Annotated in this window: 15 protein-coding genes and 1 pseudogene; 7 read left to right on the top strand and 9 right to left on the bottom strand. The window is 42.7% G+C overall.

Features of this window, described 5'->3' with window-relative positions:
• Positions 1-12 precede the first annotated feature (12 nt).
• The 7 genes and pseudogenes from lplT to gpt form a co-directional block, all read right to left on the bottom strand.
• A complete protein-coding gene (lplT, locus tag B0X70_RS06215) occupies positions 13-1,209 on the bottom strand; it encodes a lysophospholipid transporter LplT (RefSeq protein ID WP_105396154.1) in 1,197 nt (398 codons plus the stop codon).
• A 26-nt stretch (positions 1,210-1,235) separates the two neighbouring features.
• A pseudogene (gene aas, locus B0X70_RS06210) lies at positions 1,236-3,113 on the bottom strand (bifunctional acyl-ACP--phospholipid O-acyltransferase/long-chain-fatty-acid--ACP ligase); the annotation flags it as partial.
• Between the two features lie 100 nt (positions 3,114-3,213).
• Positions 3,214-3,738 carry a shikimate kinase AroL gene (gene aroL, locus B0X70_RS06205; protein WP_217471145.1) on the bottom strand — a complete coding sequence of 175 codons (525 nt, stop codon included), beginning with the start codon at positions 3,736-3,738 and terminating at the stop codon, positions 3,214-3,216.
• A gap of 175 nt (positions 3,739-3,913) precedes the next feature.
• Complete coding sequence (proA, locus tag B0X70_RS06200) at positions 3,914-5,167, bottom strand: glutamate-5-semialdehyde dehydrogenase (RefSeq protein ID WP_214068529.1); 1,254 nt, start codon at positions 5,165-5,167, stop codon at positions 3,914-3,916.
• Between the two features lie 9 nt (positions 5,168-5,176).
• Positions 5,177-6,280 carry a glutamate 5-kinase gene (proB, locus tag B0X70_RS06195; protein ID WP_105396167.1) on the bottom strand — a complete coding sequence of 368 codons (1,104 nt, stop codon included), beginning with the start codon at positions 6,278-6,280 and terminating at the stop codon, positions 5,177-5,179.
• A 196-nt stretch (positions 6,281-6,476) separates the two neighbouring features.
• The gene (gene frsA, locus B0X70_RS06190) at positions 6,477-7,724 is read right to left on the bottom strand and encodes an esterase FrsA (protein WP_217471144.1); all 1,248 of its coding nucleotides are present in this window, start codon (positions 7,722-7,724) and stop codon (positions 6,477-6,479) included.
• A 14-nt stretch (positions 7,725-7,738) separates the two neighbouring features.
• Positions 7,739-8,200 carry a xanthine phosphoribosyltransferase gene (gene gpt / locus B0X70_RS06185; protein ID WP_217471143.1) on the bottom strand — a complete coding sequence of 154 codons (462 nt, stop codon included), beginning with the start codon at positions 8,198-8,200 and terminating at the stop codon, positions 7,739-7,741.
• Between the two features lie 246 nt (positions 8,201-8,446).
• Here gpt and pepD point away from each other — a divergent pair, with 246 nt between their 5' ends.
• Positions 8,447-9,907, top strand: coding sequence for a beta-Ala-His dipeptidase (gene pepD / locus B0X70_RS06180; protein WP_217471142.1), 1,461 nt, complete (start codon positions 8,447-8,449; stop codon positions 9,905-9,907).
• A gap of 36 nt (positions 9,908-9,943) precedes the next feature.
• Here pepD and dinB read toward each other — a convergent pair whose 3' ends face one another.
• On the bottom strand, positions 9,944-10,999 hold the full coding sequence (gene dinB / locus B0X70_RS06175) for a DNA polymerase IV (RefSeq protein WP_217471141.1): 1,056 nt from the start codon (positions 10,997-10,999) through the stop codon (positions 9,944-9,946).
• Positions 11,000-11,207: 208 nt separating this feature from the next.
• Here dinB and B0X70_RS06170 point away from each other — a divergent pair, with 208 nt between their 5' ends.
• From B0X70_RS06170 to B0X70_RS06145, 6 genes are all read left to right on the top strand, one after another.
• Positions 11,208-13,508 (top strand): TonB-dependent receptor, heme/hemoglobin family, encoded by a 2,301-nt coding sequence (locus tag B0X70_RS06170; protein ID WP_246593457.1) that lies wholly within the window; start codon positions 11,208-11,210, stop codon positions 13,506-13,508.
• 533 nt (positions 13,509-14,041) lie between these two features.
• Entirely contained in the window at positions 14,042-14,674 is a 633-nt protein-coding gene (locus tag B0X70_RS06165) for an alanyl-tRNA editing protein (protein ID WP_217471139.1), read from the top strand.
• Positions 14,675-14,728: 54 nt separating this feature from the next.
• A complete protein-coding gene (locus B0X70_RS06160) occupies positions 14,729-15,499 on the top strand; it encodes a 2OG-Fe(II) oxygenase (protein ID WP_040151452.1) in 771 nt (256 codons plus the stop codon).
• Between the two features lies 1 nt (position 15,500).
• Positions 15,501-16,139 (top strand): LysE family translocator, encoded by a 639-nt coding sequence (locus B0X70_RS06155; protein WP_036814139.1) that lies wholly within the window; start codon positions 15,501-15,503, stop codon positions 16,137-16,139.
• A gap of 197 nt (positions 16,140-16,336) precedes the next feature.
• Positions 16,337-16,585, top strand: a complete 249-nt coding sequence (locus tag B0X70_RS06150; protein ID WP_256448171.1) for a sigma-70 family RNA polymerase sigma factor — start codon at positions 16,337-16,339, stop codon at positions 16,583-16,585.
• Positions 16,586-16,687: 102 nt separating this feature from the next.
• Entirely contained in the window at positions 16,688-17,563 is an 876-nt protein-coding gene (locus tag B0X70_RS06145) for a glycerophosphodiester phosphodiesterase family protein (protein ID WP_040151447.1), read from the top strand.
• 143 nt (positions 17,564-17,706) lie between these two features.
• Here B0X70_RS06145 and B0X70_RS06140 read toward each other — a convergent pair whose 3' ends face one another.
• Positions 17,707-19,683 carry a sigma 54-interacting transcriptional regulator gene (locus tag B0X70_RS06140; RefSeq protein WP_246593455.1) on the bottom strand — a complete coding sequence of 659 codons (1,977 nt, stop codon included), beginning with the start codon at positions 19,681-19,683 and terminating at the stop codon, positions 17,707-17,709.
• Between the last annotated feature and the right edge of the window lie 116 nt (positions 19,684-19,799).

Below are 19,799 nucleotides of genomic sequence, written 5' to 3'. Positions count from 1 at the left end.
TCCGGTAAAAGATCAATTTCTTTGAAACCGGTTCCAAATCCACAAACTCATGATTGTCAACGCCAACAGAGTACCAAAACCTATCCCTGTTGTAACAACCGGGACGCCTATTTTAATAACCAATGAGTACAAGCCAAGCATCAATAACATGGCGATATTCTCACCCAAGTTCTGTACTGCGATGGCATAACCGGCCCCAACCGTTTGTCTGCCGCTTTCCTGCAATAATGCATTCAGTGGAACAATAAACAAACCGCCAAAAATACCGAGTATGATTAATAAGACGTAGGAAGCCCAAATATTTTGCTGAACAGCAAAAATGACCACCATCACGCCGATTAAAACACCAGCAGGCATACAACGATGGACCGTTTTAAGGGTAATAAAACGGGCAGCAACACCTGCGCCAATAATAATGCCGACAGCAACCATCACATTAAGTATTGTCGGCGTGCTATTGTCAGAAATTCCCAGCACAACAGGTACCCATAAGACCAATAGGAATCTCACTGTTATACCCGCCCCCCAGAACAAACTGGTGCCAATTAAAGAAAACCTAGCGCCTTTGTTATGCCAAAGAATACAACAAGATGAAGCAAAGTCTGTCAGCATCTTTTTCAGATTCCAGCCCTTATCCTGACGTACAGCCGATAATCGAGGGAGAAAGAAATTAGCGATAACAGCGATACCATACATCAGCGCACAAACAAGCAGTGCGATAGCCAGGTTCCAATCAGACAACAAACCGCCAGCAACAGAACCTGTAAGAATGGCAATGATCGTTGAAGCCTCCATCAAACCATTAGCCTTTACCAAACGATCACCATCGGTCAGTTCAACCAAGATTCCGTATTTAGCCGGTGAATATGATGCAGCACCTACTCCCACCAAGGCATAACCCAGAAATGGATCATATCCCAAGCAAATAGTAAATGCGCCCAACAACTTGACGCTATTAGCAAACAACATCACACGATCTTTCGGGAAACGATCGGCTGTTTGCCCCACAAAAGGCGCCAATAGGATATATGCCAAAACAAACACTATCTGTAATATCGGCTGGCTCCAGTCAGGATAAAACTGGGCTTTCAACTGTGCCAGAATCGCAAATAACAGCGCATTATCGGCAAAAGCTGAAAAAAATTGTGACACCAATACGGCTTTCATGCCACGGGTTAATAACGGTTGAACAACGACGGATGGATTCACGATGATTATTCCTGTTCAGCTTCACTTTCCAATGACACGATTTTTTCCTGTTTAGCAAAATGTTTCCCCTGACCGAGAATAGTACAGAATCCCTGTTCATCAATTGAAACAATGTCTCCGGTATCGAACCAATCAAACTGAATATTTCCATGCTCATCTTTTGCCGCTGGTAGTTCTAAATGATTTGGATCTTCAATTCTCAGATACCCTTTCATCATATTCGGGCCACGCAGTTGCAAACGCCCCCCCGCCTTAATTCCTGCTACCGGAATCAAACGGGATTCCATTGCCGGCAAAATCCGCCCAACAGTACCGACCTTAGCCATCATCGGCACATTCAATGCAATGACAGGCGCACATTCTGTCATGCCATATCCTTCTAAAATGCGAATACCGAATTTGTCTTGCCAAATCTGTTTCGTATTTTCAGTGAGCTTCTCAACACCGGCTATAACACAACGAAGACGCGCAAAATCATATGAATGAGCGAAATAGGCATAATTCTCCAGGAAAGTGGATGTACCCAATAATACGGTACAGTTACGCTCATATACCAGTTCTGACACTATCCGGTAATGCAATGGGTTTGGGTAGAGGAATATTCGGCTACCAGACAACAACGGAGTGAATAAGCCAACCGTCAATCCAAATGCATGAAATAGCGGTAAAGAAGACATAAAACGGTCAAGTGGATTAAAATCAGTAATGGTTTTTATCTGTTCCACATTGGCTAACAAACTAGCGTGGCTGTGAACCACACCTTTTGATACAACTTCTGAACCGGACGTAAATAGCACCAAAGCATCATCATCTGGTTTTTGCGCCACCATCGCTCGCTTCGGAAAAAAGAGGTGCCACAAGATCCATAATTTATCCTGAAAAGTCACTGTACCTGCCAAATCCTCAAGATAAACCCAATTAACCTCGGTAACCTGCTCAGATAAATGAGTTAATCGCTCCTTTTCCAGAAATTGTCGGGAAGTCACAATAGTTTTAATACTGGCAATCTCTACCGCATTCTTCAATCCATGACTGTCGGTTGTATAGTTTAATAAAGCCGGTATTCTTCCTCTCAAAGATGCCCCGAATATCGCAGCGACCATAATAGTGGCATTGGGTAAAAGAAAACCAACCCGTTCCCCCTGACAGGTAAAACGCTGCAAAATACGGCTGGCGCCCAGTACTTTTTTAAGCAGACTGTTATAACTGTCTTCTTTAAAAGAAACATCTTCAATACAGGGCTTAAAACGACCAAATTGTTTTCGTGCAACCAGTAAAGATTCAAATATTGTTTCTTGCGGTCGGGTCGCCATTCGTGCACTCATCATTATTTCATGCAAACGCTCACCGGCTAAACGACGTCGTTGCTCCGAACCAGACGCATTCGGCATCGGCAATTGTGTCGCAGGCAGGATTTTCATTGTCACCTTCGGAAAAAGGTGAAGTTTGAAAATACCTTTTAATCGGCTGAATAGGGTTCTTTCTAATCCTTCAAAGCGAACAGGAACCACAGCGGCTTCGGATATCGCCGCAATAAAAGCCGCCCCATCATAGATTTTCATCAAAGAACCGGTAACAGTAATTCTCCCCTCTGGAAAAACAACTATTGGCCGCCCCTTTTCTATTTCCTTAACCAACACCCTGACAGCCATTGGATTTATTGGGTCCAAAGGGACTATTTCAACATAGCGACTTACCAGTTTCATAAAACCACGATTTGCAATATTGGAATAGACAGCAAATACTGGCTTAACCGGCAAGAAAAGCGTCAGCAAAACACCATCAAGAAAAGAGACATGATTAGGCGTGATAAGGCATTTAGGGTGGTTAAATTGTTTAATATCTCCTTCTACTGTTAAACGAAACATTAAACGAAAAACAAGCCTTAGAAATTTAAACAACATATTCGTATCTCAACCCATTTGAAAAAATAAATAGAAGATACTATTTATTATTCGACACTGTAATAGTCTTATTTCTCTATAAAAAAATACTAAAATAGTGTCAGGAGACTATTCCAGAGAGCATAATTTCTTTCACATAAGTTGCAATTTTTTCCGGTGAAAGTTGCGCATTAATAATATGGTTCGCACATTCACAGTAGAGATTTTCTCTGGCGGCAAGCACTTCTTCCATTTCTTCAACAATAGATTTTCCCGTCAAACTAGGGCGTTGGGTACTTTCTGGTTGCTGCATTAATCGTTCAGCCAAAATGCTCGCTGAAGCTTGAAGATAAATCACCGTGCCATTTTGTCGCATATATTGGCGATTTGCAGTGGAAAGAATGATCCCTCCACCGGTAGAAATAACACTATTGCTTTGACTAACTTGTTGTAAAGCTTGGCTTTCTAATTGCCGAAATTGTTGCCACCCTTGCTGGTTAACAATATCCGCAATGGTCATGTTGCTGGTTTGTTGGATATAGTGATCAGTGTCAATAAATGTGTACGATAATTCATTGGCTAATAATTTTCCAACCGTCGTTTTTCCTGCCCCACGTGCACCTACAATAAACAATATTTGGTTCACTGCCTGATATCCTTGGTAAATTTCATCGTTAAAAATATATTAACGCCTATAGTAACCAGAACTTTACACTAACGTAAAATCAAAAGTTAATATATACGGTAAAAGCTACCCCAAAGCATGATCTTATCGAAACTTCAATATAACCAGATACGCTTCTGGGGTAACAGTAAACACATTATTTACGGATTAAATCATCCCCATAACCAATCCATTTATACGTAGTCAGCGCATCTAATCCCATTGGGCCGCGGGAATGCAGTTTCTGCGTACTAACGGCAACTTCCGCTCCCAAACCAAACTGGCCGCCATCAGTAAAGCGAGTGCTAGCATTCACATAAACCGCGGCAGAATCAACCTGACGAACAAAATAGTCAGCATTGTGCAAAGATTGAGTCAAAATAGCATCAGAATGGGACGTACCATAGGTACGAATATGATCAATTGCCTGCTCCATATCACTGACAATTTCCACATTCATATCCAGAGATAACCACTCATCACGGTAATCTGCTTCCGTAACATCCACGACCTTAGCCGGTCCATCCTTCAAAAAAGCCATTGCTGATTTACTCGCATGCAGAGTCACTCCCTGCGCTTTCATGTTCTTGCTCAATGCAGGCAGAAAATCAGCCGCAATCTTATGATGTACCAGCAAGGTTTCCAAAGCATTACAGGCACTCGGACGTTGCACTTTAGCGTTAGTGATTACAGTTAATGCCTTATCAAAATCAGCACTTTCATCGACAAAAGTATGACAAACACCAATTCCACCCGTAATAACTGGAATGGTCGATTGCTCGCGGCACAGCTTATGCAACCCTGCGCCACCACGTGGAATCAACATATCCACATAGCGATCCATTTTCAGTAGCTGAATGACTAACTCACGGTCCGGTTTATCTATCGCCTGCACGGCTGCGGTAGGTAATCCACTCTGTTCAAGTGCCTGCTGAATGACTTTCACTGTCGCTTGATTGGTGTTGTGAGTCTCTTTACCACCACGCAAAATAACCGCATTACCGGTTTTCAAACACAGAGATGCAACATCGATGGTGACATTAGGACGTGCTTCATAAATCACCCCAACCACGCCTAACGGTACACGGCGACGCTCCAACCTCAAGCCACTGTCAAGCAAACTGCCATCAATGACTTCCCCTACCGGGTCAGATAAACCGCACACCTGACGAACATCGTGAGCTATCGCCGTCAAACGCTCCGGCGTCAATAACAGACGATCCAACAATGCTTCGCTCATGCCCTGTTCGCGGGCCTGAATCATATCAAGCTGATTAGCTGCAAGAATGATTGCGCTTTCCTGCTCTAGTAAATCTGCAATGCGGACTAATGCCTGATTTTTCTGTTTTGTACTTAGCTGTGCCAGTTGCCATGCAGCTTCCCTGGCAGCCTTTCCTATTTGTTCTAACATTATGAATCCTTAACTCACAATCATGTCGTCACGATGAACCGCAACAGCGCCATATTCATAACCGAGGATCTGGCTTATCTGCTGTGAATGGCGGCCTGCAATTAAACGTAGAGCATCACTGTTATAACGGCAAACACCATGCGCCAAATCCTTACCAGACAGGCTACGAATGCAGATAACTTCTCCACGGGAGAAATCACCTTTAATATTTTTAATCCCTTTCGGTAATAAAGAGCTGCCTTTTTCGCAGATTGCTGTTTCAGCACCATGATCTACAATAATTTCACCCGCCGGAGGTGCGCCAAAAATCCAACGCTTGCGATTTTCCATCGGGCTTTCCAACCCATGAAAGCGAGTACCTACTGAATTACCTTCAATGACATCAGAGATGACATCAGGTTTATTACCAGCGGCAATAATGACATCAATACCCGCGCGACCTGCAATCCCCGCCGCCTGAAGTTTAGTTGCCATTCCTCCCGTCCCTAAACCCGAAATGCTATCACCGGCAACCATACGTAATTCATCGCTGATGTCATAAACTTCCGGGATAAGTTTTGCGTCTGGATTGCTACGCGGATCAGCGGTATATAGCCCTTCAATATCCGTCAGCAATAGCAACTTATCCGCTCCCCCCAGAATTGCCGCCAGCGCAGATAAATTATCATTATCACCCACTTTAATTTCCGCCGTCGCAACCGCATCATTCTCATTAATTACGGGCACAATGCGATTATCGAGCAAAGCCTGTAAGGTATCTCTGGCATTTAAAAAACGTTCGCGATCTTCTAAATCCGCTCGGGTCAGTAACATTTGCCCAACATGAATACCATAAATAGAAAAAAGCTGCTCCCATAATTGAATCAACCGGCTCTGCCCGACCGCCGCCAGCAATTGCTTGGACGCAATCGTCGCCGGGAGATCCGGATAGCCCAAATGTTCCCTCCCTGCCGCAATAGCACCGGAAGTCACAATAATAATGCGATGACCTTTTTCATGCTGTTGAGCACATTGCCTTACCAGTTCTACAATATGAGCTCGATTCAGGCGACGAGAGCCGCCTGTCAGTACGCTCGTCCCCAGTTTCACAACCAATGTTTGGCTGCTATTCATCATATTTTTGCCATTAGATTTAAATTAAAAAAACAGTGCTCAGTTTTAACAGGAGAGAAGCATTATGCCAACAGGCATAATGCTAAATCGAAAAAATAGGAGCTTAGAACAAATCTATGCAGTAGACTTCATCCGAAAACACATGAAATCTTTATAAAATAAAGCAGTTAACAATCAACAAGTAATGGGAATTTCACTAACAGATTTTATTTTTCAACCATTGACTAATCTCCCGTAACACCTTATTGAAACTGTTATAAACAGGCGTTGTCGGAATAGCCAGTAATTTACTATCCATTGATGACATTGCTATCAACTTAGACTCTTCTTTCGGGCTGAAAATATCATTCTGCCAGTAACCCGCTAGCATAGGAACGGAACAACGCCGACCTAGCAAACCTTGTTTTTTAAGAGAGTAACAACCGAGTTCGAGGCGAAATGCATTTTCATCCACATTATAGATACCCAATCTGCTAGCAAACATATCAAGGTGCATCGAAGGTGAATTTTGTTGACGTTCAACGCTATTGAACCACTCATGAACAATAGCGCCAAGAGTCGCAACGCCCTTGATACGTTTAGATTCCAGATAGGCCAATCGGACGGCAATATTGGCGCCAAAGCGAAAACCAAAGAGGCCAATTCTGGTGTGGTCAATCCAGGGAATTTCATCCAATTGATGGATTATTTGTTGATGGAGAATACAGGTATCCTGTGTCAGCTTAAGACGTGAAGAGTAACCAATCGAGGGCATATCCACAGTTAACATCGCAAACCCAAGCGGCGCCAGATAATCACGGAATAGCCGATAATAATCACTTTGCAAATTATCCAAACTGCCGCAAACCAAAATAGTTGGAGAAGGTCTTTGCAGTTGCTGAGGCAGATGAAGGAAACCGGTCACACAACCACCTTCCTTGAGTTTGAACTCGATTTTCCTCAACTGATAGTCAGAACAACGAGCCGCATTTTCATAGGCTTTATTGGCTAAAATAACGGCCTGCTGAGACAACTCATCACCCTTAAGATGGGGATAACCGGCGATGCTATACAAATTAGCCGCTTTCAACCAGAAATTGCCGGCTTCCGGGATCTGCTCTACCTGCAACGCTTTCTGTTGCCACAACATCGCCTGATGTGACCACTCAAAAACCCAGTTACCTTTACGATAACCAATCACAGTATCCAGTAAATTATCATCACTGCGCTGCGCGTTTGTCATGGCAATCCGGCACAACACTTCTTCTATTTCAAACGGATCAATTCCTCGCCAAATCCACATCAGCCGGTTAATCATACGATACCAGCTACCATGACTATTACCATCCAACGTACTGTAATTACCTGCAATTAACCGAGGATGGCGATGCTTTACCAGCGTGGAAGTTTCCTGATGTTTTTGTCTTGGCTTAAAAAGTGATTCTGAAAGGTTCTGGTTTGCCATAACAAATGCTGACGTTATTTACCTTCACAAATTGGCGGAACGAACGCCACACCCATATCCCAGGGTTGTTCGATCCAAATATCTTGAGGAATATCAACAATATAATCATCAACCAGAGGTCGGCCCGCCGGCTTTGCAAAGATAGTCACAAAATGGGCTTTGGGATACATTTCACGGATGGCTTGAGCGGTTCCTCCAGTATCAACCAAATCATCCACAACGATGAAACCTTCACCATCGCCTTCCGCTTTTTTCAGAACATGTAGTTCACGTTGATTATTATGGTCATAGCTGGAAATACAGACTGTATCTACATGACGAATACCCAATTCACGCGCTAAAAGCGCGCCAGGTACAAGACCACCGCGACTCACGGCAATGATGCCTTTCCACTGTTCGACTGGGAGTAAACGTTGCGCCAATTTGCGGGCATGTATTTGCAACATATCCCAGGTTACGACATATTTTTCGCTCATAAAAATTGATCCCGACAACTTAAGAATACTTTAGAAAAGCACCTCGCAAAAAAAGTTGCGCGAATTATAGTGACTTAGGTCGGTAAAAACTAGCGGAAACAGGGAATCGATGAATCGTATTATTCTTAACAAAAGTAAAGTGGTATTCTGAGTCCAATAACATCATGGCGTTAAGCGCTCATCATATAGAAACTATTTCTCATGTAGATCCCATCTTAATTGAGATGCAGTCATAGGAGATTCGTCGTGTCAGAACTATCACAATTATCCCCTCAACCTCTATGGGACATCTTTGCCAAAATCTGCTCTATTCCTCACCCTTCTTACCATGAAGAAGCGCTGGCAACCCACATTGTTCAATGGGCGCAAGAAAAAGGGTTGCATGTTGAACGTGATCAAGTCGGCAATATTCTGATCAGAAAGCCCGCCAGTAAAGGCTTAGAAAATCGTAAAGCGGTTGTTCTGCAAGCACATCTTGATATGGTGCCGCAGAAAAACAACGATACAGTGCACGATTTCACTAAAGATCCTATCCGTCCTTATATCGATGGTGAATGGGTTACTGCCCAGGGAACAACACTGGGGGCTGATAATGGTATTGGCCTGGCATCAGCGTTGGCTGTACTGGCTGATGACAATGTAAAACATGGCCCGCTAGAAGTTTTATTGACCATGACGGAAGAAGCCGGAATGGATGGCGCTTTTGGCCTGCAACCGGGCTGGCTTCAAGCTGATATCTTAATCAATACCGATTCAGAAGAAGAAGGGGAAATCTACATGGGTTGTGCTGGAGGTATCGATTTTACCACCACTTTAGCATTGACTCGTGAAGCTGTTCCGGCTCACTACAAAACATCAAAACTGATCATCAAAGGTCTAAAAGGCGGGCATTCCGGTTGTGATATTCATGTAGGGCTAGGTAATGCCAATAAACTACTGGCACGCTTCCTTGCCGCCCATACTCAGGAATTGGGGCTAAAACTGCTCGACTTCCAGGGCGGTACGCTGCGTAATGCCATTCCTCGTGAAGGCCATGTTATTGTTGCTATCCCTGCCAATAAAGCAACGCAGCTTACCCAATTGAAAGATAAGTACTTGGATATACTGAAAAATGAGTATGCCATCGTTGAGAAAAATCTGACTGTATTACTGGAAGAGGTCGAAACAGACATTCAGGCATTAACTGATGATTGCCAAAACCTTTTTATCTCATTGCTAAACAGTACTCCCAATGGTGTTATCCGTATGAGTGATGTCATCAAAGGCGTGGTAGAAACCTCGCTAAACGTGGGCGTTGTGGCGATGGAACAAGATAAGGTAAATATCATTTGCTTAATCCGTTCGCTTATCGACAGCGGCAAGTCCTATATCATAGGAATGCTCTCTTCGCTGGCTAAACTGTCAAATGCTGAGATTTACGCTAAAGGGGATTATCCCGGCTGGCAGCCAGATGCAAGTTCTCCGGTAATGCACTTAGTACGTGAAACTTATCAACAGTTATTTGATAAGATACCCAATATTATGGTGATCCACGCAGGGCTGGAATGTGGCTTATTCAAGAAACCTTACCCTGATATGGATATGGTATCTATCGGGCCAACCATTACGGGCGCTCACTCTCCTGACGAACAAGTGCACATCAAGAGTGTCGGGCAATATTGGCAACTACTCACTGCAATTCTGAAAGCCATTCCTGAAAAGGCTTAATCAGCTCTCCCCTGCTTCGATATGATTGCAGGGGGATTACCATTCAAGCAAAAGTTGCCGCTCAATTTCTGGGTCCTGCAACGTCACGTGCAAACCCACTAAACGAACGCCACGCCCTTCCCGGCGAGATGTCCATGTTTTCTGAGCCAATTGCAGTAAATCCTGCTTATCCAATAGTGGATGAACATGCTCTTGAGTGGTTAGTTGAAAATCATCAAATTTCAGTTTAATCCCCTGACGGGCAATTCGCAGATCAGGTTTAACGTTACTCAACCGTTTTTCTAATTCGAGATATAAACTTTCTATCAGTTCAGTGCACTGTTCCCAATGATGAATATCTCTCGCAAGTGTCCGCTCCACACCAATTGATTTTCGCAGACGGTCTGGATTCACCAATCGTTGATCAATACCGTGACAACGATCCCAAAGTATCTGACCAAATTTCCCCAACTGTTTTACCAAAACAATAACGTCATATTTTTGTACATCAGAACAAGTTTCCAGCCCCATATTAGCCAGCCGTTGCACCATGACTTTGCCAACCCCCGGAATTTTTCGCAAAGGTAAAACCTTAACAAAATCAGCCACTCGTTCAGGAGGAATGACATACTGCCCATTCGGTTTATTAATATCAGAAGCGATTTTTGCCAAAAATTTCACCGATGCAATACCGGCTGATGCCGTCAATTGTAATTCATCAAAAATGGCTTTACGGATCTCCTGTGCGATCAGCGTGGCAGATCCATAACAATGATCACTATCAGTGACATCCAGATAAGCTTCATCCAATGACAGAGGCTCTATCCACTCAGTATAACGAGACAATATCTGATGGATATGCCGGGAAACCTCCCTATACAGCGCCATACGCCCCGGAAGAACTTTAAGCTGAGGGCAGAGTTTCAGCGCCATTGCAGTAGACATTGCACTACGTACCCCAAAACGACGAGCAAGATAATTAGCGGTACTAATAACACCCCGCTTGTCTGCGCTGCCGCCCACAGCAATGGGAATATGACGAAGTGACGGATCATCACGCATTTCAATAGCTGCGTAGAAACAATCCAAATCAATATGAACAATCTTTCGCATTCTGCTTTAGCCTATCAACAATGACTGTATAAACATACATAAAAATAGACTCAAGAGCAATCTAGCAACAACTTTGAAAATATCTTGAGCAATAAAATAATTAATTAATACCGTTATTAACTTTTCCCTGCCCGATTCCTTGCGTTAAGTGACCTATCCTGTAAGTGCGACTTTTCTATTTAACGACATTCCAAGGATGCTTATAACAATGAAAAATAGCGGGAAACCACAAAAAACCTCAGCTACAGCGACTACACAGCCAATTAATCGCACCCTTCATTATGCTTTATCGAGCATAATTATGCTGAGTACTGGCCTGCCAGGTTATCTGGCGGCGCAGGAAAATGAAGAGCAAAAAGCAAAAGAAAAACCGGAAAAATCAGAGAAAGTCATTACACTTTCTACACTTTCTGTTATTGGCGGGTTGAATAACAGCGTCAGTGCTGGAAACTCGGTATTGAAAAAAGAGGATATTGAACGTACCCAGGCAGATAATATTGCCGAGCTGCTCGATCAACTTCCCGGCGTTTCCATGTCAGGATCGCCTCGTCCGGGCGGCCAAACTCTGAATATCTGGGGAATGGGTGATACCGAAGATGTTAAAGTCACCTTAGATGACGCACCGAAAGGCTTCGAGAAATATCGGCAAGGCTCTATCTTTATTGAACCCGAATTAATCAAACGAGTCGATGTCGATAAAGGCCCACATAATCTACTTGATGGTAATGGCGGATTTGGCGGAACAGTTAAAGTTGTCACCAAAGATGCCAGTGATTTATTACAACCGGGAGAAGATTTTGGCGGATTGCTGAAATACAGTTATCACACCAATGACCGCCAAAATATTTATAGCAGCGCAGTTTATGGCCGGACAATAGAAGGCTTCGCTGACGGCCTGTTATATATGAGCAAACGAGATGGCGGCAATATTAAACGACCGGATGGCACCCGCTTTGCATTCTCTAAAAGTGATCAGGCATCCTATTTACTGAAAACGAATTTTTACCTGAACGATGCTAATACATTGACACTTTCTGCGATGCGTTCTGATTCTGATGGCTGGCAGCCGTGGGCAGCAAAACGTGATGAAATAGCCGTTCCGTCAGAAGCCGACGTTGAAAAATATGGTTGGAATGAAGCCTGGCGCCGGAAGTTGGTTTATCGTGATCAAACAGACCAAAATTACACAGCTAAATGGAATATTGCACCGGAAGATAATCCATTACTTAATCTGACAGCAACTTATGCTTATTCCAAAACCGAACAACATGATAAACGCTCTAAAAAAGCCCACAGCGGTTTTCTTGGCTCATTGGGAAATGAAAGCTGGATCGACTATGTGGATAACCTAGTAGATATAAATAATGAAAGTACTTTTATAACCGGACCGATAGAACACACATTATTAGCTGGAGTTCGTTGGCATAAAAATCAACGTAATACCCTTATCCATGATAGAAGTAAAGACAAAAAACCTGAATATAATCATGGCTATTTTCAGCCAACTTATATGCCTTCAGGCGAGCAAAAAACGAATAGTTTCTATTTGCAGGATACAATGGTTATCGGCAGTGTTACTGTGACGCCCGGTGTTCGCTATGACCATATCACCAATATTGGCAAACCCAATATCGCGACAATCTACAATGATAACTCACCAAATGTAGGTCATGATTACCGCAATGTCACCTATACCGGCTGGTCTCCTCATTTTGGCATTATGTGGAAAGCAACACAAAACCTGTCACTATTTTCAGATATCAGCCGAACATGGCGCGCTCCGTTGGTGGATGAACAGTATGAAATGCAATATGCCAAGGCAAGTGTCACTGCCACCAGCCGTAACTTGGATGTAGAAAGAATAACTGGTTTACGCTTCGGTGCGCTTCTGAATTTCAATAGCCTGCTGGCGGACCAAGATAGTTTGCAAATCCGTACGACTTTATTCCGTAATAGAGGCAAGGATGAAATATTTACCCGTCGCGGAATAGTATGTAAATCACCGGATTGCGAAAAGCCTTTATCCAACTACCGTAATTTACCGGGATATACCATTCAAGGATTGGAAATCGAGACTTTCTACGACAGCAATTACTTATTCGGAAAACTTTCTTATTCGACTATCCGTGGTCAGAGAGATACTTCACCTCGCGATCCGTGGGGTAATAAAACCTGGATTGCGGAAATTCCCCCCACCTCCGCCCGCGCCATGTTAGGCGTAAAAATCCCTCAATGGCAAATGGCAATAGGCTGGACCGGAGATTTTATCCGTAAACAAGACAGATCGCCTAAAGATGGAGATCCAATGGCAACACTCTGGTCAATACCCAAAAGCAAAGGTTATGCACTGCATGGTTTATTCGCCAGTTGGCAACCTACTTTCTGGCAAGGTCTTGAAGCGCGTGTCACGGTAAATAACCTGTTTAATCGGGATTATTACCCATACCTCGGTGAATCGGTTTCCGGGATTGGGCGTAACATTAAATTCAGCGTCTCGCAGAAGTTCTAATATCCCACCCAAAGTTCCCTCTGTTTGAGGGAACTCAGACTGTTGATCATTCAGCTCTCCAAGTTTCTTTCTCACACTGACACTGAAATACCGCAACTGACTGTTCTTCTGAAAAATCACACTTATTTAGTTGAATAAATTATTAATTTTAATTAACAATAATTACCTTGATTGATAAAATAGTCATTTCTTTATTGAAAAAGGTATGTTGTCGTCAGAATGGATACCTGTTAATTAAGACTCTTATTATTTTATCGTATGGTTCATCTTATTTAGGCTTTTTCGCTCCACATGATTTAACTATCCTTTTAACACGCTTATTTATATGCATTTTTTTCTTACTTTATATCTTATAGTAAAAAATGTTAATTGATATTTCCATGTGTACACCGTCAGAGTTATTATTTTTTCCGCCGACAAAAAAGAACATTTCATAAATTTCGCAGAAATCAATACCTATTTTTCTAGTGCTTGAGCTTACTATCTTTATCAAATATCATTAGATATATTTTACTATACCCCGGAAATAGAATATGACGGAACGTATTTATCTGTCCAGTCAGGTACTGACTGGTGATATTGAGGTAATTGATTGTATGCCTCGCGATGATGGTCGTTATGCCGTATGGCTGAAATCTACTATGTTTCACCCTCAAGGTGGGGGTCAGCCCAGCGATATGGGCTGGATCAATGAAGTGGAGGTAGTTCACGTTTCTGTGGAAGACGGCGAAATCGTTCATCTAACCATAGAGCCAGTGGCACCGGGAAGCGTTTTTGCCCGTGTTGATGGTGAACGTCGCCAATTACATTCGCGGCTGCATTCAGCCGGACATCTTATTGGGCATGTAGTTGAGCTAGCGATGTGGCACCCAATTAAAGCTCACCACTGGCCGGGTGAAGGAAGAATAGTATTCAAGCCGGGAGTGGATGCTCAAAGTATATCGGCAGAGTACATACAGATGATCTGTGAGAACTATATTACAAAAGATTTACCGTGCAGAGTGACTTTGAGAGACGATGGATTCCGAGAAGTCAGCTTCGGTCATTTTACGCCTTACCTCTGCGGTGGTACCCATGTGACATCGCTAGGGCAACTGGGAGGTATCAGAGTACAGGAGGTGCAGATAAAGAAGGGCAATCTAATCGTTCATTATGATGTGGTTTGATGGCTAACCGCATTGTTTCAGAGCATTATAGGTAACGATAAGGAAAGAGATAATATGATTATAGAAACTGATCGTCTTGATGCTACTTATATAGAAAAACTTGCTGACCAGGAAGTTCTGGCCATTCGAGTAAAGCAATTTATTCCTAGTGTTTTAGCGATGAAACTGGGTAAAAAAATACTGGGGCATGGATTTGATAAGTATTTGAATGCACCGAGCATAGGACGGATTGGAATGGCATTTTATGAGGCAGAAAATGAACCACCTCGTGTAGCTGATTATTTTGAAAGTGTGTTTAAAAACATCAATGACTTGCGGCAACGCTGTTCACCTTATCTATCTCCGATGGATCTGATGAGATGTACTCTGGATGAGATTTGGTCTGCCGGCGCTCAACTAGAAACACTTTATGGAAAGAAAATGTACGTGGGGCTGTCGAGGGTGATTAAACCCGGAGTTACCTTTCTTGCTCATCACGACATTTTTGCTAAGGATGCCCCTGATAGTTTCAGAGCTAAGAGCCTACAAGCACAGTTTGCGGCTAATGTTTATCTTGCTATGCCCAGTGAAGGCGGTGCCTTACAGATTTGGAAAGATAAACTTTCTCCCGAAGAGTTTGATTCTATGCGTGGTGACAGTTATGGCATTGAACCTTCCTTGCTCGGTAAACCAGAGCTGGAGATCCAACCAGATGTGGGTGATCTTTTGATCTTTAACTCCCAATGTATGCACGCCGTGACTGCTGGTGTAGACGATCTACGTTTGAGCTTGTCATGTTTTATTGGCTACCGCGGAGCGGCAAACCCGCTGTCATTCTGGAGTTAATATGTTGTATAACTATTGGGGGGAATTTCTAGGACTGGCGGTGATTCATTTTCTGGCAGTGGTAGCACCGGGGCCAGATTTCGCTGTTACCATACGACAAAGTGTGAGGTTTGGTCGCTGGGCTGGGATGTGTACGGCAGTGGGTATCGGAGCGGGAATATCAGTACATGTCATCTATACACTAGTGGGAGTTAGCGCATTAATGCATACCACTCCGTGGTTAATGGAATTAGCAAAACTTGTTGGGGGGACTTACATCATATGGCTCGGTATCAAATTTATCAGGAGTAAACCTACCGATTTGGCTGTCTTAGAAAATGAGGGAATTGTTCAAGCTTCACAGAGTAGATGGAAAGCATTTCTGATGGGGTTTATGACAAACGCCCTTAATCCTAAGGCGACGTTGTTCTTTTTGGCAGTTTTCACGACTGTGGTGAGTAGCAATACACCTATCCCGATACAAATATTTTATGGGGCGTGGATGTGTGTGGTCAATGCGGTATGGTTTGTATTGGTCAGTGTTATTTTTTCTAATGTATTGATTCGTAATAAATTTATACGCAAAGGGTATTGGTTCGAGCGGGTGATGGGACTGGTGCTGATCGGATTTGCTGTTCGGTTATTATTCATGTCTGTTTGAATTTCTCCAAAATAGGGATTGGCAACGAACGTCTCAATACTGGTATATCCTATGAATTTCAAGATGCATCGAGACGGCAAGGAAGCGAATCCCCGGGAACATAGGTAACTATGTGACCGGGGTGAGCGAATGCAGCCAACAAAGGGTAACGGGTATATTACCGTCGAAGAAAGACCGAAAAGAACTATCTGGAATACATGAACTCGACACCAGAAATAACTATGCCTTCTGCTGAAACCAGAATCGCCACATTTGAACAGCTTGAAAAACTTGAGATCACTCTTGATAAATTGCCAGTTCAAGTAAAAAGCGCTTTTTTGCTGGCACAGCTACAAGGTCTGCGTTATAGCGAAATCGCTGATCAACTTCAGGTTTCTTCCAGTTCAGTAAAGCAGTATTTGCAACGAGCACATAACAAATGTAAAAAAATTCAAATTCTCACTTAGAATTCAAAAAACCGTGTTAAATTCAAAATTGATTTCATTACGAAATCATTAATAAAGTTAATTATTTTAACTGAACTATAATTGGATGTTATGGAGAAAACGATGCGACACGGAATTACCGCTGCAATCCTACTTTGCTGCTCTGCCAGCACTTTCGCAACAACACCACAAATTATCGCTCATCGTGCTGGTACAGGTGATGCACCTGAAAATACCGAGTACGCCATTTCCAAATCCTTAGAGAATAAAGCAGATGCTATTTGGATCACTGTTCAGCTTTCAAAGGATGGTATTCCAGTACTCTATCGTCCGTCAGACCTAAATAGCTTGACCAATAAAAGTGGACTCGTTTCTGCTTATAAAGCAAGCCAGTTGGCTAAATTTGATGCCGGTTACAAATTTGGCTCTGATGGTCATCATCCATTCCGTAATAAAGGGTTAGGTATTCCAACATTAGAACAAGTCTTAAAAAAATATCCAGATACTTTCTTCTATATTGATCTTAAATCACCGGATGCAGATCCAGCACAACAAGCCAAAGCGCTTGAAAAAGTACTGACCAAACAAAAAGCGCTTGCCCGTACCCGCTTCTATTCCACTAACGAAACTTACCTTAACGCATTACCGGCAACAATTCAGCGTTTTGAAAGCCGTGATAAAACCCGCACTATGCTGGCAAATATCACAATGGCTCATCAATGCGATATCCCTGCAAATACCGACACCGCTCGCTGGTATGGTTTGGAAATGCGTCGTAACGTCGAAGTTGTTGAGAAATATACTCTTGGTGAAGCACGTTCCAAATCAGTATTGTCATGGGATAAGGAAGCAATGGAGTGTTTCCGTGCTAATGGCGGAGCTAACATCATTTTATTTGGCATTAAAACTGAGGAAGATTTCAAACAAGCTAAAGAGCTTGGCGCCGATGGTGTGCTGGTGGATTCTCCCAAGCTGTTCAGTACCTTCAAAGCAAAATAAAAATTGGGGGTTCCCAGAAAAAGACTCCTCAGTAATCATTTTGGAGGAACACTTTCCCCCATACAGACAAAACAAGGCAAAACCCGCATTCTTATGCGGGTTTTTTCCACTGAATCGCATTTTCCAAGCCCAAGATAAGATTTTTAATAATCAATCTCCAATTTCTTTAAGCGTGAGATCAATGTCGTTGGGTTCATTCCCAATAATTTTGCTGCGCCATCATCACCAAAAATTTTCCCTTTGCATTGTTTAACAGCAAGAGAGAGATTTTTAATCTCCAAATCTTTCAGTTGCTGCATGGTCAGCACGACTTCAATTTGTTGAAGTTTATTGTGAATATTCTGATGCGTAGTTTCATTTTGTTGTTGATCTTGTTCTAGCAAATATCTAAAGGAAACAGTGCCTTGTTTCGCTATAATTAGCGCGCGTTCAATGACATTTTGCAATTCACGAATATTGCCAGGCCAGTCATATTGCTGTAGTTCTAAAATATGCCTTTGTGAAAATGGCAGATAATTAATTTTACGCTTGTCACAAATCAACTTAGCAAAATGCGTAACCAAAAGTGGAATATCTTCTTTACGGTCACGTAAAGCTGGTGAACAAATCGGGAATACATTTAAACGGAAATAGAGGTCTTCACGAAAGCGCTTGTGTTTAACTTCTTCTTTTAAATTGCGGTTGGTGGCAGCAATAATCCGCACATTCACATGTCGCGTTTTTTCTTCGCCAACCCGCTCAAAGGTTCCTTCCTGCAATACACGCAGCAGTTTACTTTGTAGCTCGATAGGAATTTCGCCAATTTCGTCTAAAAACAGTGTACCCTGATCTGCCAATTCAAAACGTCCGGCACGGTCACGCACAGCCCCAGTAAATGCACCTTTGACATGTCCGAAAAATTCACTTTCAAACAGTTCCGAAGGAATGGCGGCACAATTGACTCGAATAAGTGGTTGCTGTTGACGGTGACTGGATTGGTGAATAGCACGAGCAATCAGCTCTTTGCCTGTACCTGATTCACCATAAATCATCACATTGGCATCAGTTGGGGCGACCACCTTGATTTTTTCAATAATCTGTAAAATGGATGCACTACTGCCAATAATTTCATCATATTGATTTTCATGTAAAATTTCCTCTTGCAGATATTCATTTTGCTGTTCTAGCCGGCTTTTTAAATCTTGTAACTCTTCAAGAGCATGGGTTAATTGCTTTTCGGTATTCAGCCGATCGGTAATATCGCGAAACACCACTACCGCGCCAATAATTTCACTGTCACGAATCACCGGAGTACTGGTAAATTCCACCGGAAAGCAACTGCCGTCACGACGCCAAAAAATTTCCTGAACCCCCTCATGCACAATACCATCATGCACCGCTGCATAAATCGGGCACTCTTCTTCAGGATAGGGGTCGCCATTTTCATGGGTATGGTGATGAATCTTATGGATATTATCATTCAATACATCTTCAGGTTGCAGCCCCAACATTTTAGCCCCGACAGGGTTAATAAAAGTACACAAGCCTTGTTTGTTAATACTGTAAATACCGTCACCGACTGAACTCAGCAATAAATGCTTGCCTGTGTCGGAGTCAATAAGTAGCTCTTGTAAGGCTTGCGATTCTTTTAAACCTGTACAAATGGCTTTATTGGTATTTTTATTAAGTTGGCGCAGTTCTAAATCTTTGACATCCACCAGCGACCATATCAGCAAGGTTTTATTTTTATAGGGCAATGAAACAGAAGTAATATCCAATTGGATTTTTTCACCATTTTTATCAAAGATATACAGCTCATTGTTCCAAGCCCACCCTTTCGCCAAAGCGCCTTCGGTAAATGCCACAAGATACGGCAGTTGTCTGAAATGACCAAAAATGGAAGTCACCGTTTTTTGAATAATTTCATGACGTTCATATTGTAATAATCGGGTGGCGCTAATATTCACATCAATAAACTGGTTTTGATGTGGGTCCAATACAATTAATGCCTGTGACGTGTGTTCAAATACCAACGGGCGAGTCGAGTCTTCATAAACTACCCAGTCTGAGATAAAGTCAGTCGTATTCATACTATACCCGTCATCTTTCAAGTTGCCTCTTTGTTGGCTGCACTCGCTCACCCCGGTCACATAGTTACCTATGCTCCCGGGGATTCACTCCCTTGCCGTCGCGATGCATCTTTAAATCCATAGGGTATATGAAGTTTCATAATTTAAGCTATGAAATTTCATAATAC

This window comes from Photorhabdus akhurstii (assembly GCF_019090985.1).
Lineage (GTDB): Bacteria > Pseudomonadota > Gammaproteobacteria > Enterobacterales > Enterobacteriaceae > Photorhabdus > Photorhabdus akhurstii.
This window is presented reverse-complemented; position numbering and strand designations above follow the sequence as displayed.